The following is a 24,434-nucleotide window of genomic DNA, read 5'->3' as shown; positions in this document are numbered from 1 at the left end:
CGGGGTGGGGCGGTCAGGACGTCGTGCCGGTGGCGGCGGACCTGAGGTCCTTCTTGGAGATCTTGCCGACGCCGGTCTGCGGGAAGGCGTCCACGAACACCACGCGGTCGGGCACCTTGTAGGCGGCGAGGCCGCGGGCCCGGACGAACTTCTTCACGGCGACGGGGGTCGGCGCTTCGGCGCCGGAGCGCAGGATCACGTAGGCGAGAGTGCGTTCGCCCAGGTACGGGTCGGGTTCGGCGACCACGTTGGCGTCGTGCACCGCGGGGTGCGCGAGCAGGTGGTTCTCGACCTCCTCGGCGGCGATCTTCTCGCCGCCGCGGTTGATCTGGTCCTTGGCGCGGCCCTCGACCACGAGATGGCCGGTGGGGGTGAGCCGGACGACGTCGCCGGTGCGGTAGAAACCGTCCGCGGTGAAGGAGCGGGCGTTGTGCTCGGGCGCCTTCCAGTAGCCGCGGATGGTGTACGGGCCGCGGGTGAGCAGGTGGCCGGTCTCCCCCACGGGCAGGTCGTTGTCCTCGTCGTCCACGACGCGGATCTCGTCGTCCGGGGAGATGGGCCGCCCCTGGGTGGTGACGATGATCTCCTCGGGGTCGTCCAGCCGGGTGTAGTTCACCAGGCCCTCGGCCATGCCGAAGACCTGCTGGAGGGTGCAGCCGAGGGCGGGCCGTACGCGCCGGGCGGCTTCCTCGCTGAACTTGGCGCCGCCGACCAGCAGGACGTCGAGGCTGCTCAGGTCGGACGAGGTGGCCGGCGCGGCCTCGGTCCAGACGAGGGCGAGCGGCGGGACGAGGCCGGTGAGGGTGACGCGTTCCCGCTCGATGAGGGGGAACGCCACGTCGGGGTTGGGCTGCGGGCACAGTACGACGCGGGCGCCCGCGTACAGGGCGCCGAGCGAACCGGGCGAGGAGAGCGGGAAGTTGTGGGCGGCGGGCAGAACGCACAGGTAGACGCTCTGCTCGTTCACGCCGCACAGCTCGTTGGAGCCCCACAGCGAGTAGATGTAGTCGTCGTGGGTGCGCGGGATGAGCTTGGGGACGCCGGTGCTGCCGCCGGAGAGCTGGAGGAAGGCGAGGTCGTCCGGTGCGGGCTCCTCCCAGGGCACCGTGTCGGAGGCCGGGTCGGCCGGTACGTCCGCGAGGGCCTCGAAGGGGCCCGGGTCGCCGCCGGTGACGAAGACGTGGCGCAGGCCGGGAACGTCGGCCCGTACGGCTGCGGCGAGGGCGCGGTAGTCGTAGCCGCCGTGTTCGGCGGCGATGACGTAGGCGGCGGCCTCGGTGAACTCGCAGAAGTAGCGGATCTCGGTCTCGCGGTGCGCGGGCAGCGCGAAGACCGGGAGGGCGCCGAGGCGGAAGAGCGCGAAGATCACCTCGAAGAACTCGGCGACGTTCGGGAGCTGGACCACGACGCGGTCGCCGCGGACGATGCCGCGGGCGTGGAACCCGGCGGCGAGCCGGGTGGCGCGGCGGTCCAGCTCCGCGTACGTCCAGCGGCGGCCCTCGCCGGCCGGGTCGACGACGGCGACCCGGTCCGGGTGGGCGGCGGCCCGGTCGCGCAGCATCTGCCCGAAGGTCTCGCCGCGCCACCAGCCCGCTTCGCGGTAGCGCTCGGCGAACTCCGCGGGCCAGGTGGGCGCGTGCGAGTGGGCGTAGGCGTACTGATCGGTCACAGTTCGGCTCCGACGGCGCTCAGGAAGGTACGGAACTTGGCGCCGGTCTCGGCGGTCTCGGCGCCGGGGTCGGAGGCGGCGACGATGCCCGCTCCGGCGTACAGGCGCAGGGCGCGCTCCTCGGCCTCGGCGCAGCGGATGGTCACCACCCACTCGCCGTCGCCGGACGCGTCGCCCCAGCCGACCATACCGGTGAAGAAGCCGCGGTCGAACGGTTCGGTGTCGGCTATCACCTGCCGGGCGGTGTCGGTGGGGGTGCCGCAGACCGCCGGGGTGGGGTGCAGGGCGCAGGCCAGCTCCAGGGCGGAGGTTTCCGGCGCGGCGAGGGTGGCGGTGACGGTGGTGGACAGGTGCCACATGGCGGCGGTGCGCAGCAGGGTGGGCCGGACGGGGACGTCGAGGTCGGTGCAGTACGGGGCGAGGGCCCGGTGGACGGCGTCCACGACGACGGCGTGCTCGTGCAGGTCCTTGGCGGACTCCAGCAGGGCGGCGGCCCGGCGGACGTCCTCGGCGAGGTCGTCGCTGCGCGGGATGGACCCGGCCAGCGGGTTGGCGACGATCCGCCGGCCGCGCCGGGTGACCAGCAGTTCGGGGCTGGCGCCCAGGAGGGTGCGCCGGGGCGTGGTGGGCAGCGCGAAGGTGTAGCCGGAGGGGTCGCGGCGGGCCAGGCGCTGGAGCAGCGCGGGGATGTCGAGCGCGTCCGGGGTGGTCAGTTCGAGGGTGCGGGCGAGGACGACCTTGCTGAACTCGCCGCGCCACATGCGCTCGACCACGGCGGCCACACCGGCGCCGTAGACCTCGGGGGCCGGTACGGGTCTGATGTCCCAGCGGGCCGCGGCGGGCGGGTCGGCGGGCAGCGCGATCAGCGGGTCGGCGGTGAGCGGCGGCGCGGTCCGGACGGTGGCGGGCACGGTGAGCGCGGACGGGGCCGTCTGGTCGAAGGGCACGGCGCCGATGACCAAGGGGGCGCTGTGCCCCGCCGCCTGTGCGGCGTCGAGGGTGGCGGCGACCCGCTGGGGCAGGGGGCGTTCGTCGTGCGGGACTTCGCTGTGGGTGCCCTGCGCGAGGATGGTGCGCGTGGGCGTGCCGAGGAAGCGGGCGCCGGGGGTGTAGGCGCCCAGGAGCGAGGTCGCGGCTCCTACGGCGGGGTGGGCCGTCTCGGCGAGGGGGACGTGCGTGGCGACTTCGGGTGCCGTCGGCACGGGAGCTCCAATTCTCGGAAGGCTGCGAGGTTCCGGGGGATGGCTGATACGGGTGGTGGTGCGGAGGGGCGTGCGGTGAGCGGGGGTGCGGTGGTGCGTGCGTCCCGTGCGGGCGGCGGGGCGCGGCGCGGGTCACCGCAGGGTGGCGCCGCCGTCGACGTACAGCTCCTGCATGGTGATGTGCCGGGCGCGGTCGGAGGCGAGGAAGACGACCGCGTCGGCGATGTCGGACGGGTCGGCGATCCGGCCGAGGGGGATGCCGGTGCGGTACGTCTGCGGGTCGCCGGCGATCACGCGGCGGGGTGCGTCGTCGTCGGTCCACAGCGCGCGTTGCATGGCGGTGTCGGTGGAGCCGGGCGCGACGATGTTGCAGCGCACGCCGCTGCGGGCGAGTTCGAGCCCCAGACATTTGGTGTACATGGCCGCCGCGGCCTTGGAGGCGGCGTACGCGGCCATTCCGGTACGGGGCACGCCGGCGGCGTTGGAGCCGACGGTGACGATGCTCCCGGAGCCGCGTTCGACCATGTGCGGGGCGACGGCGCGGGACGTGTGGAAGACGCCGGTGGTGTTCACGGCGAAGGTGTCGGCCCAGTCCGCGTCGGACAGCTCGGCGGCGGCGCCGGGGCGCAGGATGCCGGCCACGTTCACCAGGACGGCGATCGGGCCGAGTTCGCGCTCGACGCGGGCGACGGTGGCGTCGACGGCGGTGCGGTCGGTGACGTCCATGGCTTCGGTGGTGACCGTTCCCGCGGCGCCGTCCTCGGCCGGCGGTGCCGCGGGTGCGGTGCGGTCGGTGGCCACGACGTGGGCGCCCTGTCGCGCCAGGGCGGCGGCGACCGCGGCGCCGATGCCCTGCCCGGCGCCGGTCACCAGCGCGATACGGCCGGTGAATTCGGCACGGCCCGGTATGTGCTCAGGCATGAGCAACCTCCCCATTTGTTAGGCAAGCCTAACCTAATATAGGACAGGTGCCCAGCCACTCCGCCATTCCGCCCGCACGCTGCATAAATGGTTAGGCTAGCCTCACCTTATGCAAAAGCAGCGTACGGGTATAGCCGCCCCGCCCCCCGAACACGGCGCCGAAGGCGTCGCGTTGCCGGGCGTGGTGGCGCAAAAGAATGCCCGACCCCCTGCCGATGACCCGCACTTTGCCTCCGGGGAGCCCGCTGTGGACCCCGGCGGCGAGCGTCCCGCCGGCACCACGCGCCGCACGGTCGCACTCGCCGTGGCGGGCTTCACCGCCGCCGTCCTCGTCCTGGCCGTCGTGTCCCTGTGCGTCGGCGCCGGCGAGGTCGGCGCGAGCGGCGTCCTGGACTACCTGCTCGACCGCGGCGGCGCGCGCAGCGACCCGCGGCTGGCTCTCGTCGTCGGCGACCTGCGGCTGCCCCGTACGCTCACCGCCCTGCTCGTCGGCGGCGCGCTCGGCGTCGCCGGGTGCCTGCTCCAGGCCGTCACCCGCAACCCGCTCGCCGAGACCGGCCTGCTCGGCGTCAACGCCGGGGCCTCGTTCGGTGTCGTCGCGGGCATCGCGCTGCTGGGCCTGGACAGCGGTTACGCCTACCTGGTGTGCGCGTTCGCCGGCGCGGTGGTCGCCAGTGGCCTGGTGCTGCTCATCGCGGGGCGCAGGGGCGGCGGTTCACCGATGCGGCTGGTGCTGGCCGGGTCCGCGCTGGGCGCCACCTTCGGCGGGCTGACCAGCGTGATCGTGGTGAACTCGGCGGAGACCTACGACCGGTTCCGATTCTGGGTGCTCGGTTCGCTGGCCGGGGTCGAGGGCTTCGGCGAACTCGGCCGGCTCGCGCCCGTGCTCGTCGTCGGGTTCCTGGTGGCGCTGCTGGTCGCCCGGCCGCTGTCGGCGCTGGCGCTCGGCGACGACCTGGCCCGCAGTCTCGGCCACCGGCCGCCGGTGATCCGTACCGTGGTCGCCGTCGGGGTGACGCTGCTGACCGCGGCCGCGGTGGCGTTGGCCGGTCCGATCTCGTTCCTCGGGCTGCTGGCCGGCTTCCTGGCCCGGGCGGTCGCCGGTACCCGGCTCGCCGCCCGGCTGCTGCTGGCCGGGCTGATCGGCGCCGCCGTCCTCGTCCTGGCGGACGTGGCGGCCCGGGTGGTCTCCCGCCCGTTCGAGGCGCCGGTCTCCGTCATCGTGGCGCTGATCGGCGCGCCCGTCCTCATCGGCATCGTCCGGTCCCGGCAGCTCACCGCGATGGGCATGACCGAACCGGCGACCGAGGAGCGCACGCCGGGCAAGGCGGCGCGCGGCGTACTGCACGCGCTGCGGGAGCGCCTGACGCGCCGTGTCCCGAAGCGCCGTGCCGCGGGGTCCGGCCGGGTGCGCCCCGCCGAGACGTTCGTGCTGCGCCGCGGCCCGCTCTCCTTCCTCGTCGCCCGGCGCGCCACGCTCGCGGGGCTGCTGCTGGCCGTGCTGCTCCTGCTGGCGGTGGTGCTGTCCGCGTACGCCGGGCAGAGCGACATGAGCGTGACCCGCACCTTCCAGGCGATCTTCGGTCAGGGCGACCGGTTCGACGTCCTGCTGGTGCAGAAGTTCCGGCTCGGGCGGATCGTGGCGGGGCTGGCGGCGGGTGCCGCGCTGGGGCTGGCCGGCTGCCTCACCCAGACGCTGGCCCGCAACCGTCTCGCCACTCCCGAACTGCTCGGCGTGAACGACGGCGCGACCGCCGCCGTCCTGCTGTCCGTCACGCTCAGCGCGACCGGCACGTTCGGCGCCTGGTGGGCGGGCCCGCTGGGCGCGCTGGTCGCGGCGGTCGTGGTCACGGTCGTCTCCGGGGGCCTCGGGCAGCGCGGTTACCGCGTACTGGTCGTGGGTCTGGCGATGTCCGCGCTGGCCTCCGCCGCCACCCAGGTGGCACTGTCCCGGCGCTCGCTCAGCTCGGCGAGTTCGCTGTACGTGTGGACCTCGGGCAGCCTCAACGGGCGCAGCTACGCGGTCGCCGTGCCCGTCCTCATCGGTCTGGCCGTGCTGGTCCCGCTGAGCCTCGCGGTCGCCCGTCACCTGGGCGTACTGCGCTTCGACGACGCCACGGCCTCCTCGCTGGGCGCCGCTCCGGGCCGTACCCGCGCGGTGTGCCTGCTGCTGGCGGTGGCGCTGGCGGGGCTGGCCGTCGGGATCTGCGGGCCGGTCGGGTTCGTGGCGCTGGCGTCGCCGGTCATCGCGTCGCGGCTGGCGGGACCCCTGCGGGTGCCGCTGGTCGGCACGATGCTGACGGGCGCGCTCCTGGTGGTGGCGGCGGACACGATCGGCAGGATCGTTTTCGCGGGTACGGAGGTGCCGGTGGGTGTCGTGACGACGGTGCTGGGCGGGCCCTTCCTGCTGTGGGTACTGCTGGGCCGTTCGGCGGCGACCCGTGTCTGACGAACACGACGGCTCCGGCGAACGCGACCGACACTCCGTGCTGACGACGCTCCTGAGAGGGGTAAGCAAGTGACCGCTGCTGTCCGCAGCCCGCTGCTGCGAGGACTCGCCGCCGATGTGCGGGCCGGGCGGCCCGGCGCCGAGGAGGAGTTCTGGCGCCGCGCCGCGGCGGCCGGGACGCCGCTCGTGGAACCGGACCCGGACGGCGATCCCGGGCACGTCCTCGTCACGTTCCTGTGGCGGGACGACCCGGCGTCCCCGGCCACGGACGTGCTGGCGCTCCTGCACACCGTCACCGACCGGGACCGGCACGCGGGCGACCTGACGCCGAACCTGATGACGCGCGTCGAGGGCACCGCGGTCTGGGCGCTCAGCCACCGGCTGCGCTCCGACCACCGCGCCTCGTACCAGTTCCACCCCGGCACCGGCGCGCGCGAGGACCTGCTGCGTACGGACCGCGAGGCGTGGCTGAAGGTCCTGGACAGCGCCGTGCCCGACCCGTTGAACACGTCGCCCGTCCTGCCGTCGCGGGACGGCCGCAACCCGGCCTCCGTCCTGGAGCTGCCCGGCGCTCCGGCGCAGCCGTGCACCGGGCGCAGGCCCGGCGCGGCGCGCGGCACGTCCGTACAGGCCGAGGTGGGCGGCAGGAACGTCACGGTGCACCTGCCGCCCGGGCACCGCGCCGACGGCGGCCCGTACGCGGTCGCGGTACTGCTGGACGGCGAGATGTGGGGGCCGGTTCTCGGCGTCGGCGACCTGCTCGACAACCTGCACGCCGACGCCTCCGTACCGCCCACGGTCGCCCTGCTCGTGGACACGATGGGGCGGCGGATGGAAGACCTGAGCTGCAACGGGGAGTTCGTCGACTGGCTGGCGGACACGCTGCTGCCGTGGGCGGACACCGCGTACGGGACCGATCCGCGCCCGGAGCGCACGGTCGTGGCCGGGCAGAGCGCGGGCGGCCTGACCGCGGTGTTCGCCGCCTTCCGGCGGCCGGACCGGTTCGGCTTGGCGCTCTCGCAGTCCGGCTCCTTCTGGTGGCCGGACGACGAGCGCGGCACCGAGTGGCTGACCGGCCAGTACGCCACCACCGAACGCCGCCCGGTACGGATACGGCTGGAGGTCGGCCTCCAGGAGTGGATGCTGCTCGCGGAGAACCGCCGCCTGCACGACGTCCTGCGGGCGCGCGGCTACGACGTGACGTACGAGGAGTTCAACGGCGGGCACGACTACGCGTGCTGGCGCGGCGGGCTGGCGACGGGGCTGGGGGCGTTGCTGTCCGGCGCCTGAGCCCGGTCGACACACCGCGCCCCGGACCCGAGTGCGGGTCCGGGGCGCGGTCGTATCCGGTGCGGCGCGGCTCAGCCGGCCGCCGGAGCCCGGGTCTCCTCCCCCGCTTCCTCGTCGGGGTCGTCGTCGAACGGCGGCGGCTGCGGCGGGTCCTTGGGCAGCCGTACGGCGATCAGCGCGCCCACGGCGACCAGCGCGGCCGTCACCCACACCGCGACCCGGTACGGGCCCGGTCCGGTGCCGCCGGTGCCGTGTCCGCCGATCACGCCCGCGCAGACGGCGATGCCGAGGGCGCCGCCCAGGGTGCGCACGATCTGGAAGAGGCCCATCGCGCGGCCCATGTCGGGCGGCGCGACGTCCTCGAAGCCGGCGAGCTGGACGGTGAGCACGGCCGTGCCGAGGACCAGGCCGATGGTGAACATCAGGCCGCGTACCAGCCAGGCGTTGTCCGCGGCGCCCGGTACGGCGAGGGCCGCGAAGACCACCGCGGCGAGCAGCAGCGCGGGCACCGCGAGGCGCCGCGGGCCGATGCGCGGCAGCAGCCGGTCGACGACCTGGGAGGCGAGCATCAGGCCGACCGCTTCCGGGAAGACGCTCAGGCCCGCGTCCAGCGCCGAGGCGCCCAGCGCCGCCTGGTAGAGCAGCGGGAAGACGAACAGCACGCCCATCAGGCCGGCGGCGGTGAGCACGCCGAGCGCGGAGGCCGTGCCGTATGCCCGTCCGGCCAGCAGCCGGAGTTTCAGCAGCGGCTCCGGGGTGCGGAGCTGGTGGACCACGGCGGCCACCGCCAGCACCGCGCCGAGTACGGCGGCGGCCGCGACGGCGGGCTGCGCCCAGCCGTGCGAGGGCCCGAACCCGAGCGCGTACGTGAGCAGTCCGAGCCCCGGGGTGGCGAGCCAGAACCCGGCCCGGTCGAACGGCCCCGGTACGCCCTCGACGTGCTCGCGCAGCCCGAGGACGCCGAGCAGGACGGCGGCGACGCCGATCGGCACGTTCACGAAGAACAGCCAGTGCCAGGACAGGTGCTGGGTGAGGAAGCCGCCCAGCGGCGGGCCCAGCGCGGGCATCAGGGCCGTCGGCACGATCAGGACCTTGGACAGCTTGGCCCGTTCGTGCGGCGGGAACGCGCGGAACAGCAGGGTCATGCCGACCGGGGTGAGCAGGCCGCCCGCCAGTCCCTGCACCGCCCGCGCGACGACCAGCGTGGACAGGCCGGGAGCCAGACCGCAGGCGGCCGAGGCGGCGGTGAAGACGGCGAGCGCGCCGAGGAAGACGCGTTTGGTGCCGTAGCGGTCGCCGAGCCAGCCGGCGGCCGGCAGGGCCAGTGCGAGGGCGACGAGGAAGGCCGTCTCGACGGTGTTGGCCGCGGAGACGGGCTGTCCGAAGTCGCCCGCAATGGTGAACAGGGCGGGGTTGACGATGGTCGAGTCGAGGCCGTTCATGCACATGGCGGCCGTGTAGACGAGGACGACGGCGGTCCTCGGGTTCAGCCGGGGCCGTGCGGCGGGGGGTGCGGTGGTCATCGGGTCACCCCTCCAGTTCGGTGAGGCGGGCGGCCACCACGCGGGCGATGTGCGCGATCGGTTCGGGCAGGGTCATGTCCTTGTGGGAGCACTCGATGTTGGTGTTGTCGATGCGGCCGGTGACGTAGGGCGTCCAGGTGTCGGGGGTGAGGGTGTCGTCGATGGTGTCCACGACGGCCCGGAAGAAGAGCACGTCGCCCCGGAAGACGCGGTGGTCGTAGGCGCGTACGAGGTCGTTGGTGTTGAGGTAGATGGCACCGAGCGCCTTGATGGTGCCGGTGGACAGGGCGGACAGCGGGCTGCCCTCGCGTTGCAGGACCTCCACCACGTTGGCGGTGGTCAGCGGCTTGCCCTCCAGGCTGTCGGGCCCGTAGCCGCCCATGGTGAGCAGCGATTCGAGCGCTTCGGCCTCGTCGGGTACGGGCAGGCCGCGGAAGCCCTCGGCCGGGTAGGCGTCGAGGATGGCGAGGAGTTCGACCTCGTGGCCCTCGTCCTGGAGGTGGGTGGCCATGGCGTGCGCGATGATGCCGCCGGTGGACCAGCCGAGCAGCCGGTACGGGCCTTCGGGCTGCACCTCGCGGATGCGCGCTGCGTAGTGGGCGGCCAGCTCTTCCAGGGTGGCGGGCAGCGGTTGGTCCGCGGTGGCGGCGCCGACGCCCTGGGCCTGGAGTCCGTAGATCGGCACGTCGGCGGGCAGGTGGCGGATGAGTCCGGCGTAGCACCAGCTCAGGCCGCCTGCCGGGTGGACGCAGTGGACGGGGGCACGGCTGCTCTCCGCGCTCCGGGGAGCGGGGCGCAGTGGCAGCAGCACGTCGAGCGGGTCGTCGTGGCGTACGGCGTCCAGGGCGGCGTCGAGCGCCGCGACGGTCGGCGACTGGAAGACCGTGCCGATGGACACCTCGGTGCCGAGTACGGCCTTGACGCGGCCGGCCAGCCGGACCGCGAGCAGCGAGTGCCCGCCGAGGTCGAAGAAGTTGTCCTCGACGCCGACCCGGTCCAGGCCCAGCACCTCGGCGAAGACCGAGCAGAGCAGTTCCTCGCGGGGGGTACGGGGCGGGCGGCCGGTGGCGGCCGGGCGGTCGGGCGCCGGCAGCGCCTTGCGGTCCAGTTTGCCGTTGCCGGTCAGCGGCAGCCGGTCGAGGAGGACGACGGCGGACGGGACCATGTGGACGGGCAGTTCGGCGGCGGCGTGGTCGCGCAGGGCGGCGGGGACGGGCGACTGGCCCGCGGCGGGCACCGCGTAGCCGACGAGCCGCTTGTCGCCCGGGGTGTCCTCCCGTACGACGACGGCCGTGTCCGCGACGGCGGGGTGCGCGGCGAGCACCGCCTCGATCTCGCCCAGCTCGATGCGGAAGCCGCGCAGTTTGACCTGCTGGTCGGCGCGGCCGAAGTACTCCAGGGCGCCGTCGGTGCGGCGCCGGGCGAGGTCGCCGGAGCGGTACATGCGGCTGCCCCGCTCGCCGAAGAGGTGGGCGTACGGGTCGGCGACGAAGCGGGTGGCGGTCAGTTCCTCACGTCCCAGGTAGCCGCGGGCCAGGCCCTCGCCCGCGACGTACATCTCGCCGGTGACACCGGGCGGTACGGGCTGGAGCCGGTCGTCGAGGACGTAGACGCGCAGGTCGGGGATGTTGACGCCGATGGTGCTGGAGGTGGCGCCGGCGGCGGTGGCGCGGTCGAGCGGGAAGTACGAGACGTGCACGGTGGTCTCGGTGATGCCGTACATGTTGACCAGGACCGGCGCGTCGTCGGCGTGCCGCTCGTACCAGTCGCCGAGGCGGCCCAGCTCCAACGCCTCGCCGCCGAACACCACGTACCGCAGGGCCAGTTCGGAGCCGTCGCTCTCGCGGTCGGCGGCGGCGAGCTGGTAGAAGGCGGACGGGGTCTGGTTGAGGACGGTGACCTGCTCGGTGGCCAGCAACTGCCGGAAGGCGTGCGGGTCGCGGCTGGTCAGGTGCGGTACGACGACGACCTTGCCGCCGTACAGCAGCGCGCCCCACAGTTCCCAGACGGAGAAGTCGAAGGCGTAGGAGTGGAAGAGCGTCCAGACGTCGTCGGGGCCGAAGCCGAACCAGTGGTCGGTGGCGGTGAACAGGCGGGTCACGTTGTGGTGGGTGACGACGACGCCCTTGGGGCGGCCGGTGGAGCCCGAGGTGTAGATGACGTACGCGGCGTCGTCGGGGCGCAGCGGCCGGGTGCGGTCGACCTGGGTCAGCGGACCGGCGTCGTGTCCGTCGGCCGCGCCGCCGTCCACGGTGATCAGCGGCAGGGTGTGGCCGGGCAGCCGGGGTGCGGTCGCGGTGTCGGTGATCAGGGCGGCCGGGGCGGCGTCGTCGAGCATGTAGGCGAGGCGGTCGGCCGGGTAGTCCGGGTCGAGCGGCAGGTAGGCGGCTCCGGCGAGGGAGACCGCGAGCAGGCCGGTGACCAGGTCGACGGAGCGCGGCAGGGCGAGCGCGACGATGGAGCCGGGGCCGATGCCGCGAGCGGCGAGCAGCCGGGCCAGGCGGTGGGCACGGCCGGAGAGTTCGGCGTAGGTGAGGGACTGCCCTTCGTCACTGACCGCCGTACGCCCGGGGTGGCGGACCGCCGCGGCCTCGTAGACCTCGGGGAGCGTGGCCGCGGGGCGGGCGGCGAGGGGCTCGGCGGGGGTGTTCCACGCGACGAGGGCGCGGTGGCGTTCCTCGTCGCCGAGCAGCGGCAGCAGGCCGAGGGGGGTGTCCGGGGCGTCGGCAGCCGCGGTGAGCAGCCGGGTCAGCCGGTCGGCGAGGCCCTGTACGGTCGCGCGGTCGAAGAGGTCGGTACGGAACTCGAAGAAGCCGCCGATGCCGCCGCCGGGCTGCTCGCCCGCGTTGAGGGTGAGGTCGAACTTGGCCGTACCGGACGGCACGGCCGTCATCCGGGCGGTGGCCTGCGGGCCCAGCGCGAACGCGGCGTCCGGTACGGACTGCCAGGCCAGCATCGTCTGGAACAGGGGGTGCCGGGCGAGCGAGCGCCGGGGGTTCAGCTCCTCGACGAGGTGGTCGAAGGGCAGCGTGTCGTGCTCGAACGCGGCGAGGGTGGTGGCCCGTACCCGTTCCAGGAGCGTACGGAAGGCGGGGTCGCCGGAGGTGTCGGTGCGCAGCACGACGGTGTTGGTGAAGAAGCCGACGAGGGCGGCGGTGGCGTCGTCGGCGCGGCCGGCGACGGGGGTGCCGAGGGGGATGTCGGTGCCGCAGCCGTGCCGGGTCAGGAGGGCGGCGAGGCCCGCCTGCACGGTCATGAACACGCTGGTGCCGGTGGTCCGGGCGAGGCGCTGGAGGGCGGCGTGGGCCGCGGCGTCGAGGGTGAAGGGGACGGTGTCGCCGGCGTGCGCGGCGACGGCCGGGCGCGGCCGGTCGGTGGGCAGGTCGAGCTGGTCGGGCAGCCCGGCGAGGGCCTGCTTCCAGTGTGCGAGCTGGGCGGCGGCGAGCGGGGTGGGCTCGGCGGGCGTGCCGAGGAGCTGCTGCTGCCGGGCGGCGTGGTCGGCGTACTGGAAGGGCAGCGGCGCGAACTCCGGCGACCGGCCCGCGTGTCTGGCGGTGTAGGCGGTGGCGAGGTCGCGGGCCAGGGGTGTGGTGGAGGCGCCGTCACCGGCTATGTGGTGCAGCAGCAGGAGCAGGGTGTGGCGGTCCGTGCCGTCGCTGAACAGCGTGGCGCGGAGCGGGGGTTCGGTGGCCAGGTCGAAGCAGTGGCGTACGGCCTCGGCGAGGTCGTCACCACCGGGCTCGGCGAGATGCACCTCCGGCCGCGCCAGCGGGTGATCGACGGGGAGAATCCGCTGGTAGGGCTGTTCCTCCCCGCCGTTGTCAGTGGTCGGATATACCGTTCTGAGTGTCTCGTGGCGGGCGGTCAGGTCGCGCAGGGCGAGCTGGAGCGCGCCACGGTCGACCGGTCCGTCGATGCGCAGCACGAGCGGGATGTTGTAGGTGGGGCTGGGGCCTTCGAGCCGGTGGAGGAACCAGAGCCGCTGCTGGGCGGGCGAGAGGGGGAGGTGTCCGGTGCGGGGTACGGGAGACGCGGGCAGGGCCGCGGACGAGGTGCCGTCGGTCGGTGCGGCGGAGTGGACGAGTGCGGCGAGCGCGGCCGGGGTGGGGTTGCGGAAGACGTCCGCGGTGCTCACGGGCGTCTGGAAGATCTCCCGCATACGCGCGGCCAGCCGGGCGGCCAGCAGCGAGTGACCGCCCAGGTCGAAGAACCCGGCGTCCGCCGGGGGGCTGGTGTCCAGGGAGAGGAGGTCGGCCAGCAGGCCACGGATGATGTCGGTGTGCGGGCTGCCGGTGCCGGCGGCGTCCGTACCGCCGGGCCCGGTGCCGGAACCGGTTCCGGTACGGCCCGTACCCGCGCCGGTGCCGTCGGCTCCGCCGTCACCGGAGCCGGGGACGCCCGGCTCGGGGTCCGGCAGGGCGCGGTGGTCCAGCTTGTCGTTGGCGGTGCGCGGCAGCGCGGCGAGCAGCGTCACGGTGGCCGGGACCATGTGCGCGGGCAGGACGGCGGCGAGGTGTGCGCGGAGGGCGGCGGGGGTGGGTGGGGTGGGGGCCCCGGGGGGAACGGCTTGTACGGCCTCCCCGTCGTCCGTCCGCGGCACCGCGTACGCCAGCAGGCGCTTGCCGTGCGGGGTGTCGCGGGCGATCACCGCGGCCTGGGCGACGGCGGGGTGCTGGGCCAGGGTGGCCTGGATCTCGCCGAGTTCGATGCGGAAGCCGCGGATCTTGACCTGGTCGTCGCTGCGGCCCAGGAACTCGACCGTGCCGTCCGCCCGGCGCCGTACGAGGTCGCCGGTGCGGTACATCCGGCTGCCGGGCGCGCCGTGCAGGGCGCCGTACGGGTCGGCGACGAAGCGTTCGGCGCTCAGGTCGGGCCGTCCGAGGTAACCGCGGGCCAGGCAGGCGCCCGCCACGTACAGTTCGCCGGTCGCGCCGTCCGGCGTGGGCCGCAGGCAGGCGTCGAGGACGTAGGCCCGGGAGCCGCGCACGGGCCGCCCTTCGGAGGCCGCGGTGCCGGTCGCGCTGCCACCTGCCACGGGCGCCGTCCAGTAGTACGCGTCGACGGTGGTCTCCGTCGGCCCGTAGAGGTTGACCGCGTGCAGCCCTCCGGTCGTGGTCAGCCGTTCCCACAGCGGTACGGGTACGGCCTCGCCGCCGACGACGATCACGGCCGGGCGGTGCCGTCCGTCCTCCAGGAGCCCCTCGGCGAGGAGGGCTTCGGCGTAGGACGGGGTGACGTCGAGGTAGTCGACGCGGTGCTCGTCCACGTACCGGGCGAGGGCGGCGGGGTCGCGGTAGGCGGTGTCGTCGAGGAGGTGCAGTTCGTGTCCGTGGACCATCCACAGCACCGGGTCCCAGGACGCGTCGAAGGCGAACGAGGCGCTGTGCGCGACGCGCAGCCGTTCCCGGCCGGTGCGGGCGACGGCGGGGGCGACGTGGTCGCTGCCGTGCCCGGCGTACAGGTTGGCGAGCGAGGCGTGGCTGACGACGACGCCCTTGGGGCGCCCGGTGGAGCCGGAGGTGTGGATGACGTAGGCGGCCTGGCCGGGCGCGATCGGCACGGCGGGCGCGCTCTCGGGCTGCGCGGCGAGCGCGTCGGTGACGGCGGGGGCGTCCAGCGCGAGGACGGGCAGTCCGTGTGCGGGGAGCGCGGCCAGCGTCGCGGTGGTGCCGACGACGCACACCGGGCGGGCGTCTTCGAGGACGGCCAGGGTCCGGGCGGCCGGGTGGCCGAGGTCGAGGGGCTGGCAGACGCCGCCTGCCTTCAGGACGGCGAGCAGCGACGTCATCATGCCGGTGCCGCGCGGCAGGGCGAGGGCGACGGGGCGTTCCGGGCCCGCGCCGCGGTCGGCCAGCAGGTGGGCCAGGCGGTTGGCGGCGGCGTCCAGTTCGGCGAAGGTGAGCGCGGTGGCGCCGGTGCGGACGGCCACGGCGTGCGGGGTGCGGGCGGCCTGCTCGGCGAAGTATGCGGGCAGGGTGCGGTCGGCGGGCGGTTCGTCGCGTCCGGTGGTGGCCCGGCGTACGGCGTCGGCGTCCAGCAGGTCGATGGTGCCGACGGGGCGGTGCGGGTCGGTCAGCAGGAGTTCGGCGAGCCCGTCGAGGTAGCGCAGGAACGATTCCCGGTGCCGGTCGAGTTCGTCCCCGGCGTACCGTCCGGTGTGCGCGTCGAGGCTGATGCGCAGCCCGCCGTCCGCGTCGGGCGAGGCGGTGACGGCGAGGTCCTCGACGGGGCCCGCGGCGAGGTTGTGGACCGTGCCGGGCAGACCCGCGAAGTCGAGGTCGCCGTCGAACGGCTTGATGTTGACCATGGGCCCGGTCAGCGGCACGGCGGCCGAGGAGAGTGCGAGGTCACGGCGGATGTCGGCCTGCGGGTAGCGCTGGTGGCGGCGTACCGCGCGCATTTCCAGGACGATGCGGCGCAGCAGTACGGCGCCGGTGTCCTGGGGGTGTACGGCGATGCGCAGGGGCAGGACGTTGACGGTCATGGCCGGGGTGCGCAGGGCGGCGGGGCCGCGGCGGTTGGTCAGCGGCAGGCCGAGCACGACGTCCTCGGTGCCGGTGAGACGGTGCAGGTGGCCGGCGGTCGCGGCGATGACCAGTTCCGCCCAGGTCGCCTTGACGGCTTCGGCGGCCCGGGTGAGCCGGTCCAGGGTGGCGGCGGGCAGATCGGTACGGGTGCGGAGGACGTCACCGGCGGCGATGGCGTCGGCGAGCGTCGCGGCGGAGAGGGCCGTACCGGTCACGGCGGCACCAGCGCCACCGGTGACACCTGAGGAACCGGCGGCACCAGCGACGTCCGCGTCCCCAGCAGCATCCTCGTCACCAGCAGAACCAGCAGAACCAGCAGCACCGAGGCCCCCCGCAGCCCCAGCACCCCGCTCCTCCCGGTCCCCCGCCCCCCGCGCCGGAGTCACCGGTTCCGGCCGCCCGGCCATCCGCGCGGTCCAGAATTCCCGGTCGGCGGTGTACTGCTCGCTCTCCAGGTACCGCGCCTCCTCCTCGACCAGGTCGCGCAGCGGCGCGAACCGGGTGGCCGCGGGCTCCTGCCCGGTGGCGAGGGCGGTGTAGAGCTCGGCGACGCGGCTGCCGACGAGTTGCAGGGCGTAGGCGTCGACCGCGATGTGGTGCACCCGCTGGTACCACCAGTACCGGTCGTCGGCGACACGGAAGAGGGCCTGGGTGGTGAGCTGTCCGGCCTCGCCCAGGTCGGCGGCGCGGGTGAGGTCGGCGTGCATCCAGTCGCGGGCCGCCTCTTCAGCGGGCCGGGCGGCGTCGCGCAGGTCGATGCGGTGCAGCAGCCGTTCCGGGTCCGGCGGTACGACGTGCTGCCTCGGCTCGCCGTCCGTCTCGCTCACACACACGCGGAGCGTCTCGGCCTCCGTGACCGTACGCAGCAGGGCGCGCTCGAACAGCGTCTCGTCCAGGGGCCCCTGGATCTCGACGACGTCCGCCGTGTTGAGTGCCGGGCTCTTGGGATTGATTTGACTCGCGTAATGAATGCCGGCCTGCGCGGTGAGCAGAGGGAATTCCGCGGGCCCGGCGGGACGGGATGTTCCCGGCGCGGGAGCGCTGGGGCGCGACAGTGCCGCGGGGACTGCCTGGTCGACCGGACGCTGATGCATGTGTGTGACAACTCCCAGGGAGGAAACCGAGCTTCGCGGGCCGGCCGGCAGCCCGCGCACAAACTTAGGGAAGCCTAAGTTATTTTTACTCTTCTGCGGTGCCGCCGACCGCCATCGGCACCGGTCACCGAGCCCGAAGAGGAGACGATGACGTCCGCCCCCGCCCCCATCCCCGGTCCCGCCGCGCTCACCGCCGTCAAGGACGCCGTGCGCCGGCACATCAAAGGTAAAGACACCGTCCTGACCGACCTCAGCCGCCGTATCCACGGCTGTCCGGAGACAGCCTTTACCGAGCACCGGGCAGCGTCCTGGTGCGCCGGGCTGCTGCGCGAGCACGGCTTCGAGGTGACCGCGCCCGCCCACGGCCTGGACACCGCGTTCACGGCCACCACCGGGACCGGCCCGGTCACGGTGGCCATCGCCTGCGAGTACGACGCCCTGCCGGACCTCGGCCACGCCTGCGGCCACAACCTGATCGCCGCGGCCGGGATCGGCGCGGCGCTGGGCCTGGCTCCGTACGCGGCGGAACTGGGCCTGACGGTCCGGGTCGTGGGCACACCGGCCGAGGAGCGCGGCGCGGGCAAGGCGCTACTGCTGGAGGCGGGCGCGTTCGAGGGGGTGGACGCGGCGATGATGGTGCACCCGTGCCCGTTCGAAATGTCCGACTTCCGGTCCTTCGCGCTCGGCACACTGTCCGTCACGTACACCGGCCGCACCGCCCACCCCAGCCTGAACCCGCACGAGGGCCGCAACGCGGCCGACGCGCTGACCGTGGCCCAGGTCGCCCTGGGCCTGCTGCGCCAGCAACTGCCGCCGCAGTGGCGGGTGCACGGTGTCACGACCTCGGCCGGCTCGGCGCCGAACGCGATACCCGACCGCGCGACGGCCGAGTACGAGATCCGCGCCGAGGCCGCCGAGGACCTGCGCGAGCTGCGGGAGCGCGTCGAGGCGTGCTTCCGGGCCGGTGCGCTGGCGACCGGCTGCGAGGTGACCCTGGAGCGCCCGGAGCCCGACTACCTGGACTTCCGCGGCGACCCCGGACTGATCGCCCTGTGGGGCGCCAACGCGCGCGCCCTGGGCCGCCCCGAGCCGGTCGAGCGCGGGCCCTTCGCCTGTACGGACATGGGCAATGTGTCCCATGTGGTGCCCGCCATCCACCCCGTGCTGGACATCAGCGGGGGCGTCTGCGGGCCGCACGAGCCGGAGTTCGCGGAGGCTGCGGTGTCACCCCGGGCCATGCAGGCCCTGCTCGACGGGGCGGTGGGCCTGGCCTGGACGGCGGCGGACTTCGCGTACGCCAGGAACGGCGGCGCGGCCGGGGCATGACGGAGTGCCGGTGGCACCCCGAGGGGTGCCACCGGCACCGCAGTGGCCTCCCGGCCGCCCCGGCTCAGGACTTGGACAGCGCCTTGCTGATGTCGTTCATGACGACATCGCTGGCCAGCGGGCCGCCGCGGGTGGACCAGACGGAGCCGTTGACCGTCACCACGTGCCCCTTCTTCACCGCGCCCAGCTCCTTGTAGGCGGGCTTGGTCTGGACGTCCTTGAGGGCCTTCTCGCCGTCGGAGGTGAGGGTGGACAGGAACAGCCAGTCGCCGTCGATCTCGTCGATCTTCTCCAGGCTGAGCGACGGGGCGTGCGCGTTGCCGTCCTTGTTCTGGTTGGCGGGGCGCTGCAGGCCCATCTCCAGGGCGACGCCGCTGGCGAACTGCTTCTTCTCCATCCAGCTCGGCCCGTCCGGGTTCCAGCGCACGATGGAGACGGCGGCGCCCTTGTTCGCGCCCAGCTTCTCGCCGGCCGCCTTGGCGGCGGCCTCGTGGTCGGCGATGACCTTGTTGGCGTCGTTCAGCTTGTTGACGGCGTTGCCGATGCCGCGGAAGGACACCTTCCAGTCGTCGGTGGGCGCCATCGTCACCAGGGTGGCGGGGGTGATCTCGCGCAGTTGCTTGAGCACCTGCTCGTCCTGCATGTCACCGGCGAGGATCAGGTCGGGCTTGGCCGCGACCACCTTGTCCATGACCGGCTTGAGCAGGCCGCCGACGATGTCGATGCCCTTGACCTTGTCCTTCAGGTAGGCGGGCGGCTCGTCCAGGCCCTGTCCGTTGGTGATGCCCACCGGCTTGATCTTCAGCGCGAGGACCGCGTCCAGGTCCTCCTGGGTCAGCGTGACGATCCGCTTGGGGTTCGCGGGCACCTCGACGACCTTGCCGGTGGCGTCCTTGACCGTACGGGTGCCGGACGCCGCCGCGTCCTTGCCGCCCTTGTCCTTGGCGTCCGCGCCGGAGTCCGAGCCGCAGCCGGTCAGCAGCAGCGCCGCGGCGCCGAGGGCGGCGACGGCCGAGGCGGTACGGCGTCGGGCGGTGAGAAGTGAGCGGCGGGACACGGTCATCGGGGACTCCGGGTTTCAATAAGCACGACGTGACGAGGCGTGCGTACGGCGGCCGCGGCAGCCGCACGTCCGCCACTTAGCGTTAAGGTTAGCCTTACCTTATGACAAATAGGCAAGAGGTGTGACCTCTCGCCCCGGGGAAAGGCCGGCCACAGTGGAACTCCGCGTCGAGCAGCTCACCGCCGGATACGCCGGGCACCCGGTCGTCGACCGGGTCGACCTGACGGTGGAGTCGGGTCAGGTGGTGGCGGTGGTCGGACCCAACGGCTGCGGCAAGTCCACCCTGCTGCGCTGCATGGCGCGGCTGCACGAACCCGCGTCCGGCCGGGTGTTCGCGGGCGACGCCGACGTGTGGCGGCTCAAGCAGCGGGAGGCGGCCCACCGCATCGCCCTGCTCCCCCAGTCCCCGCAGGCACCCGAGGCGGTCACCGTGGCGGGCCTCGTCCGGTACGGACGCCACCCGCACCAGGGCCTGTTCCGCCAGTGGTCCCGCGAGGACGAACGGGCCGTGACCCGCGCCCTGGAGGCGACCGGCACCACCGGCCTGGCCGACCGCCGCCTCGACCAGCTCTCCGGCGGCCAACGCCAGCGCTGCTGGCTGGCCATGGCGCTCGCCCAGGAGACCCCGGTCGTCCTGCTCGACGAACCGACCAGCGCCCTCGACATCGGCCACGCCGTGGAGGTGCTGGACCTGGTCCGCGAGGTCGCGGCGGCCGGGCGGACCATCGTCATGGTCGTCCACGACCTCGCGGCGGCGGCCCGCTACGCCGACACGGTCGTCGCCATGCGGGCGGGCCGGGTGGTCGCCGCCGGCCCGCCGCGCGAGATCATCGACGCGCCGCTGGTGAAGGAGCTGTACGGCGTCGACGCGGAGATCCTCGCCGCCCCGTCCGACGGCTCACCGGTGGTCGTCCCGACGGCCCGCGCGGCGGCGCCGTCCGTGCGCGCCTGAAAGCCCCGCCCCCACCACCAGGAACGCCCCCGGGAGCGCCCCGGAAATGCTCCCGGGAACGCAACGCAGAAGTGCGGCGCCCCGTCCCACGACGGGCCCGCCGCGCTCCCGGCCTGTGCGGTTCCAGGCGACCGGTGCCCCGGACGACCCGCGCCGCCTCAGGCGATGAGCTTCTCCAGGTCGTCCACGACCTGCCCGACGTCCGGCAGCGCGAGGCTGGCGAGCTGCGCCTGCCGGATCCGGGCGGCGATGCCGCGGTTGTCCAGGATCTCTCGGCACACGGCGGCGACGGCCTCCGGCGCGGTGTCGGTCAGGTGCCGGCCGAGGCCCAGTTCCTGTACCCGCTGGGCGTTGGGCAACTGGTCGCCGAAGTTCGGCAGCACCGCCATGGGCGTGCCCGTGCGCACCGCTTCCCTGACGCTGTTGTAACCGCCGTGGGTGACGAACAGATCGGCGCACTCCAGCAGCAGCGGCTGCGCGAGACGGTCCGTCAGGTGCACGTGCGACGCGGGCTCCGCTCCGGCCGGAGTGATGCCGCCCGTCGCCACCACGGCCGTGCAGTCCAGTTGGGACAGGGCCGCGACGATGGTGCCCAGTTGCTCGGACGGGTCGGTCATTCCCACCGGCAGCGGTGCGCCCTCCGGCAGCACCTCGCGGAACATCGGCAGCGCCGTGCCCACCGCGGCGAACACCAGGGGCCGGTCGGTGGGCAGTTCGGCCACCCAGCCGGGCAGTCCGGCGGTGCGGTCCACGACGGTGCTCTGGCGGTAGGCCAGAACCGTCGCGGGGAAGCGGGCGAAGGAGAACGCGGCGGGCAGGTAGTCGAAGCGGCCGTACGGGTAGAGCGATCCGGCCTTCTCCTGTAGGGGCAGTTCCAGTCGCTCGCGCAGCTTGTTGATCCCCGGCAGCAGGAGTTCCGGGTCGAGTATGTTGACCGTGCCCGCGGGGATGGGCAGCTGCGGGATGCCCAGCCGCTCGGCGAGCAGGCACGCGCCGAAGTCCATGCCGTCCCGGATGATGACGTCCGGGCGTACGGTGCGGGCCAGTTCGGCCAGCACGTCGTGGCTCTCGACGGCCATGTCGCCGACGAGCCGGTCGAGCAGCATGCGCAGGTGCCGGTCCTCGTCGGAGACGCCGTCCGCGTCTGCCGGCTCCTCGGCCTCCTCCTGCCAGTCGGACCCGAAGTCGATCCGCGGCAGGGAGGGTTCCACCGTGACCGGGTCGGCGGCGAAGACGGGGGCCACTTCGGGCGTCGTGACCACCGTGACGTCGTGGCCGGCCCCGGCCAGCGCGCGGGCCAGCGGGAGCAGGGCTCTGCCGTGCGACGGAGAGCCGGTCGCGGTGCACAGGACGCGCATGGGTTCCTCTTCTCTGGGCGTTCTCTGGCGGAGGCGGTGCGATCACCGTAAGAAGCGCCGAAAAGAGGTGTCAAAGAAAGGTGACGACTTACGACGACATTGAGTCAACCGGCATGAACAGGCCGCCGAGCGGGCAGTGCCCGGCCCATGATCCGCCGCGGCGCTCCCGCTGCCGGGCACCGGGTGCGCGCAAGATGCGATCAGCGGTCGGCCGCCACACGATGGGACCACGCAGGCGCTGCGGCGCACGCCCGGCAGAAAGGCGGACAACCGACGTGGAGCACATCGAGGACCGCTCGGCACCCTCCGGCACCGGCGGCGCGGCCGGGGCCGGCTCCCCGGTCGAGGCCGCACGCTCGTGCCTGACCCACTCCGCCGTCTGCCTGATGTCCCCGGACTCGGTCCGGGCCCTGATGGGCGCGGACGACACGGCGTGGGCGCGCTTCGCGGCGCACTGGGACGAGCTGGGCGAGGACCGGTACGCGGCCGAGCAGGGCACCCGCAGGCTGCGCCGGTACGGCCAGTTCTCCCTCACCCCGGCCACCGGGGAACTCGTCCAGCTCTCCCATACGCCGTTCGTGCAGCCGAAGGACACCAATCCGCTGTACGAGACGGTGGACCGGCACTTCGAGCCGCTGACCGACGCGTTCGTCGCCGACCCGCTGCTGCGGCCGCTGTTCACCCTGCTGGGGCAGGCGGCGGCCGCCCTGGACGACGCCGGGCGGTGGATCGTCAAGGTGCACCCCTTCCGGGTCGTCGCGACGGCCGACGACGCGGGCGACCCCACCCCGGAGGGCCGCCACAAGGACGGCGTCACGCTGGTGTCGTCCCTGCTCGTCTGCCGCGACAACGCCACCGGCGGCCAGAGCAGCGTCTACACCCACGACGGGCGGGAGCTACTGTCCACCACCCTGTACCGGCCGGGCAGTCTGCTGCTGTCGGACGACCGGGACTCGCTGCACTGTGTCTCGCCGATCCGGCCGATGGACCGGTCGCGGCCGGCGTACCGCGACGTGCTGGTCACCACGCTCACCGCCGTGCGGTGACATCCGGTGGGCCGTTCGGTGTCCTGTCACAGCGTCTTTCGTCCGGCGTGAGATGAACGGGGCTTCCGGGGTACCCGTGGCAGGTGTTCTTCATCAGACCCCCCGGCGTGTACGCGCCCCAGGAAGACACCGGAATGCTGGCCGCGGCCCTCCGGCGCGAGACCCTGAGGCCGGGTGCCGAGGTACTGGACGTGGGCGCGGGCAGCGGTGCCCTGGCGGTCGCCGCGGCCCGGCACGGAGCAGGACGGGTCACCGCGACGGACGCGGCGTTCGCCGCCGTGCTCACCACCCGGTTGAACGCCTGGTTCGCCGGGCACGCGAGCCGGGTGCGCGCACACCGGGGCGATCTGCTGCGCCCCGTGGCCGGGCGCCGCTTCGACCTGGTCATGGCGAACCCGCCGTACGTGCCCTGTCCGGCCCCCGTACTGCCGCGCGGCGGCCGGGCGCGGGCGTGGGACGCCGGGCCGGACGGCCGGGCCCTGCTGGACCGGCTGTGCGCGCAGGTACCGGGGCTGCTCGCCCCGGGCGGTGTGCTGCTGCTCGTGCACTCGCAGCTCTGCGATCCCGACCGGACCGTGGACCTGCTGACGGACGCCGGGCTGGAGACCTCGGTCACCGACCGGAGGTTCATCCCGTTCGGGCCCGTGATGCAGCAGCGCGCCCCGTGGCTGGAGGCCCAGGGGCTGATCGCCCCGGGCCAGGAGAAGGAAGAGCTGGTGGTGGTCCGTGCGCAGCGAGCCGAGTGAGCAGAAACGTGAATCCGTACCGGAGCGGGCGCACAAGGAGGCGCGCCGGGTCGTCCAGGACCCCGGTGGCCCGGTGCTCGTCGAAGGCCCGGTCGAAGTGGAGTCGGACGACGGGACCACGGTCCGTTCGGACCGTCCGTTCGTGGCGCTGTGCATGTGCCGCCGCAGCCGGGCCTACCCGTGGTGCGACACCAGTCACCGCGGACGCAGGCGCCCCCCGGCCGCGCGTACGGCCGACGGCGCGTCAGAGCGCGGCGAACAGTGAGGACTCGTCCGCCTGCCAGGCGCTGAGCAGGTGCTCGCCCAGCCGGTCCTCCAGCAGTTCGGTGGCCCCGATGCCGAACGCGACGTCCGGGGCGAGCGCGGGCTCCTCCCGCAGCAGTCCCTTCACGACCTGGTGGCGCACCACCTGTTCGTGCACGGCGTCCGCCTCGACGTGCTCGGCGTAGAAGTGCACGGCCGCCGGTCCGGCCTCCAGCCGCTCCAGCGCCTGCGCGAGGCGGCGGGAACCGGGTGACGAGGTGATCTCGACCCAGGCGAAGTGGCCGACGAGGGCGCCCCGGTGCGCGCGGTGCAGCCCGAAGAGCGACATCAGGTTGTTGACGGCGAGCATCTGCCGTGCGCAGACACCCAGGTAACGGCCGTACGTACGGTCCAGGCCGAGGTCGTCCATCAGGTCGGCGAAGAGCCGCGAGTGCACCCGCTCGGCGCGGCCCGCCCCGAACTCGTCGTACTCCACCGCCATCATCCCGGCCTTGGCCTGGCCCCACAGGCGCGGCACCACCCACAGGTGGGGGTCGGCCTCCTTGAGGTGGTAGAGGGACCGCTGGGCCGCGTACTCCCGCAGGTGCCAGTACTCGCCCTTGTCACGCAGGAAGTGCGAGACGCCGTCGCCGTCCGCCGGTTCCACCAGCAAGTCGTCGAGCAGCGCGTCCACGTCCTCACGCTCGGGGACCTCGGCACGCAGCGCGCCGAGGAAGGCGTGCTCCAGGGCGGCACGGAAACGCAGCAGTTCCGGGTCCCACTCCCAGGTGTCGGGTACGGCGTCGAAGCCGCGGTAGTGCAGCTCGTAACAGAGGGCGAGGGCGAGTTGCAGGTCGTCACCGTACGGGTCCGACGCCGCCGCCGTACGGCTGTCCGGCAGGCGCACGGTGCCGGGCGGCTGCTCCAGTGCGGAGACGACCGCCGCCGACAGGTCTCCGCGAGCCGGGGGGCGTTTCACGTCGCGGTCCTTCCCTTCACCCGTCTCACCCGTCCGGGGGACGGTG

General features: G+C 73.9%; 15 protein-coding genes. 7 read left to right on the top strand and 8 right to left on the bottom strand.

The features are described from left to right. Nucleotides 1-13 precede the first annotated feature (13 nt). The 3 genes from AB0A97_RS30820 to AB0A97_RS30810 form a co-directional block, all read right to left on the bottom strand. Nucleotides 14-1,669, bottom strand: coding sequence for a (2,3-dihydroxybenzoyl)adenylate synthase (locus AB0A97_RS30820; RefSeq protein ID WP_361155861.1), 1,656 nt, complete (start codon nt 1,667-1,669; stop codon nt 14-16). Then, complete coding sequence (dhbC, locus tag AB0A97_RS30815) at nt 1,666-2,871, bottom strand: isochorismate synthase DhbC (protein ID WP_361155860.1); 1,206 nt, start codon at nt 2,869-2,871, stop codon at nt 1,666-1,668. The genes AB0A97_RS30820 and dhbC overlap by 4 nt, the downstream gene beginning before the upstream one ends. A gap of 132 nt (nt 2,872-3,003) precedes the next feature. Beyond that, complete coding sequence (locus AB0A97_RS30810) at nt 3,004-3,792, bottom strand: 2,3-dihydro-2,3-dihydroxybenzoate dehydrogenase (protein WP_361155858.1); 789 nt, start codon at nt 3,790-3,792, stop codon at nt 3,004-3,006. 109 nt (nt 3,793-3,901) lie between these two features. Between AB0A97_RS30810 and fhuB the strand changes: the two genes are divergently transcribed. Together fhuB and fes are read left to right on the top strand one after the other, a co-directional pair. Beyond that, on the top strand, nt 3,902-6,241 hold the full coding sequence (gene fhuB / locus AB0A97_RS30805) for a Fe(3+)-hydroxamate ABC transporter permease FhuB (RefSeq protein WP_361155857.1): 2,340 nt from the start codon (nt 3,902-3,904) through the stop codon (nt 6,239-6,241). Between the two features lie 69 nt (nt 6,242-6,310). After that, nucleotides 6,311-7,531, top strand: a complete 1,221-nt coding sequence (gene fes / locus AB0A97_RS30800; protein WP_361155855.1) for an enterochelin esterase — start codon at nt 6,311-6,313, stop codon at nt 7,529-7,531. A gap of 71 nt (nt 7,532-7,602) precedes the next feature. On the opposite strand, the gene AB0A97_RS30795 is transcribed toward fes, so the two are convergent. Beyond that, the gene (locus AB0A97_RS30795; RefSeq protein WP_361155854.1) at nt 7,603-9,054 is read right to left on the bottom strand and encodes a DHA2 family efflux MFS transporter permease subunit; all 1,452 of its coding nucleotides are present in this window, start codon (nt 9,052-9,054) and stop codon (nt 7,603-7,605) included. A gap of 4 nt (nt 9,055-9,058) precedes the next feature. Next, complete coding sequence (locus tag AB0A97_RS30790; RefSeq protein WP_361155853.1) at nt 9,059-16,675, bottom strand: amino acid adenylation domain-containing protein; 7,617 nt, start codon at nt 16,673-16,675, stop codon at nt 9,059-9,061. A gap of 147 nt (nt 16,676-16,822) precedes the next feature. On the opposite strand from AB0A97_RS30790, the gene AB0A97_RS30785 reads away from it, so the two are divergent. Further along, nucleotides 16,823-18,001, top strand: coding sequence for an amidohydrolase (locus tag AB0A97_RS30785; protein ID WP_361155852.1), 1,179 nt, complete (start codon nt 16,823-16,825; stop codon nt 17,999-18,001). A 64-nt stretch (nt 18,002-18,065) separates the two neighbouring features. Here AB0A97_RS30785 and AB0A97_RS30780 read toward each other — a convergent pair whose 3' ends face one another. Continuing rightward, the gene (locus AB0A97_RS30780; RefSeq protein ID WP_361155850.1) at nt 18,066-19,064 is read right to left on the bottom strand and encodes an ABC transporter substrate-binding protein; all 999 of its coding nucleotides are present in this window, start codon (nt 19,062-19,064) and stop codon (nt 18,066-18,068) included. A 154-nt stretch (nt 19,065-19,218) separates the two neighbouring features. On the opposite strand from AB0A97_RS30780, the gene AB0A97_RS30775 reads away from it, so the two are divergent. Next, nucleotides 19,219-20,016, top strand: coding sequence for an ABC transporter ATP-binding protein (locus AB0A97_RS30775; RefSeq protein ID WP_361155849.1), 798 nt, complete (start codon nt 19,219-19,221; stop codon nt 20,014-20,016). A gap of 158 nt (nt 20,017-20,174) precedes the next feature. Here the strand turns inward: AB0A97_RS30775 and AB0A97_RS30770 are convergent, their stop codons facing one another. Further along, the gene (locus AB0A97_RS30770) at nt 20,175-21,374 is read right to left on the bottom strand and encodes a glycosyltransferase (protein WP_361155848.1); all 1,200 of its coding nucleotides are present in this window, start codon (nt 21,372-21,374) and stop codon (nt 20,175-20,177) included. 275 nt (nt 21,375-21,649) lie between these two features. Between AB0A97_RS30770 and AB0A97_RS30765 the strand changes: the two genes are divergently transcribed. From AB0A97_RS30765 to AB0A97_RS30755, 3 genes are all read left to right on the top strand, one after another. Beyond that, complete coding sequence (locus tag AB0A97_RS30765) at nt 21,650-22,420, top strand: 2OG-Fe dioxygenase family protein (protein WP_361155846.1); 771 nt, start codon at nt 21,650-21,652, stop codon at nt 22,418-22,420. An 83-nt stretch (nt 22,421-22,503) separates the two neighbouring features. Next, nucleotides 22,504-23,166, top strand: a complete 663-nt coding sequence (locus tag AB0A97_RS30760) for a HemK2/MTQ2 family protein methyltransferase (protein ID WP_361155844.1) — start codon at nt 22,504-22,506, stop codon at nt 23,164-23,166. Next, complete coding sequence (locus AB0A97_RS30755; protein WP_361155843.1) at nt 23,147-23,431, top strand: CDGSH iron-sulfur domain-containing protein; 285 nt, start codon at nt 23,147-23,149, stop codon at nt 23,429-23,431. Before AB0A97_RS30760 ends, AB0A97_RS30755 begins: the two co-directional genes overlap by 20 nt. On the opposite strand, the gene AB0A97_RS30750 is transcribed toward AB0A97_RS30755, so the two are convergent. Next, complete coding sequence (locus AB0A97_RS30750) at nt 23,411-24,388, bottom strand: iron-containing redox enzyme family protein (RefSeq protein ID WP_361155841.1); 978 nt, start codon at nt 24,386-24,388, stop codon at nt 23,411-23,413. The genes AB0A97_RS30755 and AB0A97_RS30750 overlap by 21 nt on opposite strands. Nucleotides 24,389-24,434: the final 46 nt, after the last annotated feature.

It is taken from the genome of Streptomyces sp. NPDC045470, from assembly GCF_040646595.1.
Taxonomy (GTDB): domain Bacteria; phylum Actinomycetota; class Actinomycetes; order Streptomycetales; family Streptomycetaceae; genus Streptomyces.
Note: the sequence above shows the minus strand (reverse complement) of the source record. Positions and strands in the feature narration are given on the sequence as shown.

Coding starts and splice junctions, on each gene's coding strand:
- AB0A97_RS30810 (WP_361155858.1), bottom strand. CDS start 3,792: ATGCCTGAGCACATACCGGGCCGTGCCGAATTCACCGGCCGTATCGCG.
- fhuB (WP_361155857.1), top strand. CDS start 3,902: ATGCAAAAGCAGCGTACGGGTATAGCCGCCCCGCCCCCCGAACACGGC.
- AB0A97_RS30795 (WP_361155854.1), bottom strand. CDS start 9,054: ATGACCACCGCACCCCCCGCCGCACGGCCCCGGCTGAACCCGAGGACC.
- AB0A97_RS30790 (WP_361155853.1), bottom strand. CDS start 16,675: ATGCATCAGCGTCCGGTCGACCAGGCAGTCCCCGCGGCACTGTCGCGC.
- AB0A97_RS30785 (WP_361155852.1), top strand. CDS start 16,823: ATGACGTCCGCCCCCGCCCCCATCCCCGGTCCCGCCGCGCTCACCGCC.
- AB0A97_RS30780 (WP_361155850.1), bottom strand. CDS start 19,064: ATGACCGTGTCCCGCCGCTCACTTCTCACCGCCCGACGCCGTACCGCC.
- AB0A97_RS30770 (WP_361155848.1), bottom strand. CDS start 21,374: ATGCGCGTCCTGTGCACCGCGACCGGCTCTCCGTCGCACGGCAGAGCC.